5 protein-coding genes and 1 tRNA gene are annotated in these 4,748 nt (G+C 67.1%); 5 read left to right on the top strand and 1 reads right to left on the bottom strand.

The window, feature by feature from the left end; translation table 11 throughout:
* From U9979_RS01825 to U9979_RS01845, 5 genes are all read left to right on the top strand, one after another.
* A partial coding sequence (locus tag U9979_RS01825; RefSeq protein WP_322777999.1) for a replication initiator occupies nucleotides 1–1,321 on the top strand: 1,321 nt, incomplete at its 5' end.
* 19 nt (nucleotides 1,322–1,340) lie between these two features.
* On the top strand, nucleotides 1,341–1,535 hold the full coding sequence (locus tag U9979_RS01830; RefSeq protein ID WP_322778000.1) for a helix-turn-helix domain-containing protein: 195 nt from the start codon (nucleotides 1,341–1,343) through the stop codon (nucleotides 1,533–1,535).
* 188 nt (nucleotides 1,536–1,723) lie between these two features.
* Nucleotides 1,724–2,011 (top strand): hypothetical protein, encoded by a 288-nt coding sequence (locus U9979_RS01835; protein ID WP_322778001.1) that lies wholly within the window; start codon nucleotides 1,724–1,726, stop codon nucleotides 2,009–2,011.
* A gap of 351 nt (nucleotides 2,012–2,362) precedes the next feature.
* Nucleotides 2,363–3,565 carry a site-specific integrase gene (locus U9979_RS01840; RefSeq protein ID WP_322778002.1) on the top strand — a complete coding sequence of 401 codons (1,203 nt, stop codon included), beginning with the start codon at nucleotides 2,363–2,365 and terminating at the stop codon, nucleotides 3,563–3,565.
* A gap of 59 nt (nucleotides 3,566–3,624) precedes the next feature.
* Nucleotides 3,625–3,990 carry a hypothetical protein gene (locus U9979_RS01845; RefSeq protein ID WP_322778003.1) on the top strand — a complete coding sequence of 122 codons (366 nt, stop codon included), beginning with the start codon at nucleotides 3,625–3,627 and terminating at the stop codon, nucleotides 3,988–3,990.
* Nucleotides 3,991–4,095: 105 nt separating this feature from the next.
* Here U9979_RS01845 and U9979_RS01850 read toward each other — a convergent pair.
* Nucleotides 4,096–4,168: transfer RNA gene (locus U9979_RS01850), tRNA-Arg, on the bottom strand.
* Nucleotides 4,169–4,748: the final 580 nt, after the last annotated feature.

A 4,748-nucleotide genomic window follows, 5' to 3' on the forward strand; every position in this document is an offset into this window, starting at 1 on the left:
TGTGGATCAGGTCGGCGAAGTCGACGACCTGATCTCGCAGGTAGACGAAGCGCTGGCAGACCTCGGCGTCCGCGGCAGGACCGCGCCGGACAACCGTGACCGACCCCGGCGGACCCGGTCCACCCGCCGGCGCCAGGACGCCCCGGACCTGCCCCGTCTGCCCGTGGATCGGCGCACCGTCGGGCGGACGTTCACCGGGTCGGACGGGACGGTGTGGCGGCCGTCGATGTTCCTGACGCTCACCTGCGACAGCTACGGCCGGGTCACCTCGGAGGGCACCCCGGTGGACCCGGACGGCTACGACTACCGGCGGGCGGCCCGCGACGCGATCCACTTTCCCAAGCTGGTGGATCGGTTCTGGCAGAACCTGCGCCGGGCGGTCGGCTGGGACATCCAGTACTTCGCCTGCCTGGAGCCGCAACGCAGGCTTGCACCGCATCTGCATGCGGCGATGCGCGGCACGATCCCCCGGGTACTGCTCCGCCAGGTCGCGGCGGCGACGTATCACCAGGTGTGGTGGCCGGCCTGCGACCGGCCGGTCTACGGCGTGGATCGCCTACCGGTCTGGGACGACGAAGCGGACGGCTACGTCGATCCCGACGCACACGAACCGCTCCCGACCTGGGATGAGGCGTTGGACGCGATCGGCGACGATGCCGAACCTACCCATGTCGTCCGGTTCGGGGTGCAGGTCCGCGCCGACGGGGTGACCGCGACCAACCGTAATACCGGCCGGTTGATCGGCTATCTGTGCAAGTACCTGACGAAGTCGTTGGACACCTGCCACGCCATCGCCACCGACGCACAGCGGGCACACGTCGACCGGCTCGCCGATGCCCTGCGGTACGAACCGTGCTCGCCGGGCTGCGCGAACTGGCTGCTCTACGGCGTCCAGCCGAAAAGCCCCCGCGGCGGGCTGGTGCCGGGACGGTGCAAGGGCAAGGTCCACCGGCGCGAAACCCTCGGCTTCGGCGGCCGGCGTGTGCTGGTCTCGCGGAAGTGGTCGGGGAAGACCCTTGCCGACCACAAGCAAGATCGGAAGGTGTGGATCCGGGAACAGCTCGCGGTCCTCGGCCACACCGGCAACGGGGATACGGGCGATGGCCACACCGGCGATGGCGGCCAGGGCGCCGCACCCGACCGGGTGGTCTGGCAGCTCCTGCACCCCGGGGACCCGGCGACGCCCCGCCGGGAACACCTGCTGCTGCGCGCGGTCGCGGATCGGCACCGCTGGCGCGCCCAATTCGAGGCGGCCCGTGCTGCCCGCGGTGATCCCGACGCGGTTTCGGCAACCGACCCTGGCATGCCCCGTGCGGCCTGACCCGACGACCGGAGGAACCGTGCACAAGCTCCTTCTCACCCCCACGGAAGCCGCTGAGCTGCTCGGCGTGAGCCGCACGACGGTCTACGAGCTGCTGAATGCCGGTCAGATCGAATCCGTCCGGATCGGGCGGGCACGGCGGATCCCGCGGGCGGCGCTCGTCGCCTACGTCGATCGGCTCCGCGGGCTGTCCGACGGGGAGGCGGCGGCATGACCACCCTCGCGCGGCGGCAGCGGGCTGGCGTTCGGCAACTCGCCCCGACCGACCCATTGGCGCGCGGTCCACCCGGGACACGTCGCAAGCCGTCACAACAGAAAGATCGAATAGGCGGCCCCGGCGGGTGCTGGAACACCACACCGGGACCTCGATCCACACCCCTTCTCGTACAAGGAGCGCAGACCGTGACACCTATCATTCCGCCTGACCGTGGCCCATGGCGCACCCCATCCGGCCAACCGCGGTTCGTGACCGTTCGGCAGTCCCACTCCGGCGACTATGAGGTGACCGTCCGACCGGGTGCCGACCCGTTCGATCTGACCTCGGCCCTGGCCGCGGTGCCGGTCGATGCGGTGTTCACCGAAGCTCTCGGTGACGTCGACGTTGTTCTGATCTTTCGGGCGATCCCCGGTACCCCGGCGATGCTGCCAACAGGGCTCGGCCACCCGCCGCGGATTCCGGCGATGCGCTGACCCGCGCGGCCCTTCGCTTCTCCCCCATTTTTCTTCGTTCCTCTGGTAGGCGCCTTATCTGCTGGGGGCCGGACGGGTCCAGGGTCGGCGAAGCCGATCACGTAGTGACGCGGTAGCGCCCTGGATGCGGCCGGTTTCCCGGCAGAGCATTCCGCGCCCAGAGGGACGGGACCCACCGGATCGCCAGAGGTGATCCAACCGCTGTTCCTGGCGGTTCTTCCTGTTCTTTTCCTCGTTCGTTTCATCTTTCGGCAAGGAGTGATCGTTCGTGCTGCCTGATCCAGACAAAAAACACCAGACTGAGCCCGCGGCCCGATTCTGTACCGGCCGTCACCTCGTGGACGTGGCGTGATGGCCGAGGGGAAGGGGAACCGCCGCGGTCACGGCGAAGGATCGGTGTACTGGCGGGAGGACCGTCAGCGCTGGGTCCTCGAACTCGACTACGGCTATGTGAACGGCAAACGGAAGCGGACCGTTCGCTATTTCCGGACCCAGGAAGAGGCGATCGAGGAACAGACACGATTGCGCACGGCACAGCTGGAAGGGGCGGCGCCGTTGGATCGCCGGTCACGGTTCGATAACTTTCTCGATTACTGGCTGGACGAGGTGGTGGAGCCGTCGGACCGAGCCGAGTCAACAAAGGTCAACTACGAGACGCTGGTGCGGGTCCATATCCGTCCCGCGCTGGGCCGGCTACGGCTGGTCGAGCTGAAACATGAGGATCTGCAACGATTCCTCAACCGGAAAGCCGTCGAGGGGTATAGCGCGTCGACGATGCGGACCCTGCGGACGATCCTCCGTCAGGCGTTGAACGAAGCTGTGATCATGGAGAAGGTGCCGCGGAACGTCGCGGTGAACGTCCGTGTTCCGAAGGCGACGAAACCGAAGCGGAAGGTTGTGGCGCTGAGCCAGGCGGACGGGGTGACGCTGCTGGCCGCGGCGGAGCCGACGCGGTTTGCCTCGTTGTATGTGGTGCTGGCGATGGTCGGCTTGCGCCGCGGTGAGGTGCTGGCGCTGCGCTGGTCGGACTTCAACGAGCGGGCGGCGACGCTGCGGGTGGAACAGCAGGTGACCCGCGTCGGTGGGATCCGACAGCTGGTGGTGGGGCCGACCAAGAGCGAAGCCGGTCAACGCACGATCGCGCTTCCGGCCCGATGTGTGGCGGCGTTGCAGGCGCAGCGCCGGCGGCAGGCGGCGGAACGTCACACGATGGGGGAGCGGTGGCGCGACCACGGGCTGATCTTCCCGAGCACCGTGGGTACCTATCTGGAGCCGCGGGCGCTGAACACGCATCTGACGAAGCTGTGCGTGCGGGCGGGTTTGCCGCATCTGGGGCCGCACGGTTTGCGGCACACGGCGGCGACGATGGCCTACGCCCTGGGCGTGGACTGGAAGCAGATCCAGGACATGCTCGGCCACACCATGCTTTCCACAACTATGGATATTTACGTGGATATGGCCGATACCGGCAGTCGGGATGCGGCGACCAAACTTGATGCCTGGTTCGACAACCCCGACGACCAGGCCACCGACGACGACAGCGAAACCGCGTAGCAACCCAGATCAGACAGGCAACGACCGTCACATTTCAGCTGTCCCGAGAAAGGACGACCGTGGACATCACATTTGTTGTCACTCTCCGCGACATGCTCCCGGAGGTGCTCGGCGACGTGTTCGAGCATGCGGGTTTGATCGGTGATGCCGACCAGGCGCGGGCGGAGGCACGCGACACGGCCCGCCGTGCGCTGACTCTGGCTCGCACGGTCGACCTGCCGGCGGTTCCCCGCGTGGGTGAGAGGGTGTGGGCGGATCCGAACTGGGAGCCGGTGACGGTCCGAGAGGTCGAATGGACCCTCGTGCCGGACGGGGATGACCCGCACGTCCGCGTTCTGCTCGACGATCTCGATGAGGACGAAGTGGGCGCCGAGTGGGGCGCTACCGAACTGCTGCTCGACAACGGTTGGACCGTCCAGATCTGAACCGTGGTCTGATCGACAGGCCGTAGGCTGTCAACGTGGCTGTCAAAAGCCCAGAGCCCCGCGCCGTGTGATCGGCTGCGGGGCTCTGACCTGCCTCAACCAGCGTGCGCTCGGAGGGACTCGAACCCCCAACCTCTTGATCCGTAGTCAAGTGCTCTATCCGTTGAGCTACGAGCGCCTGCCGGACCACCCTAGCGGACCGACTGGGCAAGACTACAGCATCGGCGGGTGATCTCCGAATCGATATCAGCGTGGCGGCAGCCGGTGCAGCTCGACGGCAGCCAGGCGGCCATCGGCGATCATCGCGGTCGTGAAGGTGTAGTGCGGTCGGCAGACGACGAGGTCGGCGTCGGGGTGGGCGTTCGCAACCCGCTGGTCGCGCCCGGTCGCCGACGTGGATCACCACGTCCGCGGCGTCGGCGGCCATCCACACCGGTGCCGGCAGGTCCCGAGCGTGCTGAGGTATGTGCGTGTCGGTCACGAGTAGGAGCTTCATCCACCCATTCTGTACCGTGTTGTTCCTCCGTAGCGGGCGAAGCTTTTGTTGGGTACCAGTTCATGGGTGGGTAGCCTTTCGTTGGCGGCCGCCGGCATCCTGAACCGTTCGACGCCATCGGGTTAGTATCGGCACCGTCCGGGTCCTTTGCTTCGATGATCATAACTTCGAGGTGGCAGTGGCGAGAGTCTTCATCAGCCATGCGACGGAGGATTCGGCCGTCGCGACTGAGATCCTCGATTGGCTGCGCGCTGATAGGCAT

Source organism: Protofrankia sp. Cas4 (assembly GCF_963555915.1).
GTDB lineage: Bacteria > Actinomycetota > Actinomycetes > Frankiales > Frankiaceae > Protofrankia.

Bases quoted from the DNA above. Each gene is read 5' to 3' on its own strand.
- U9979_RS01840 (WP_322778002.1), top strand. From the start codon at position 2,363: ATGGCCGAGGGGAAGGGGAACCGCCGCGGTCACGGCGAAGGATCGGTG.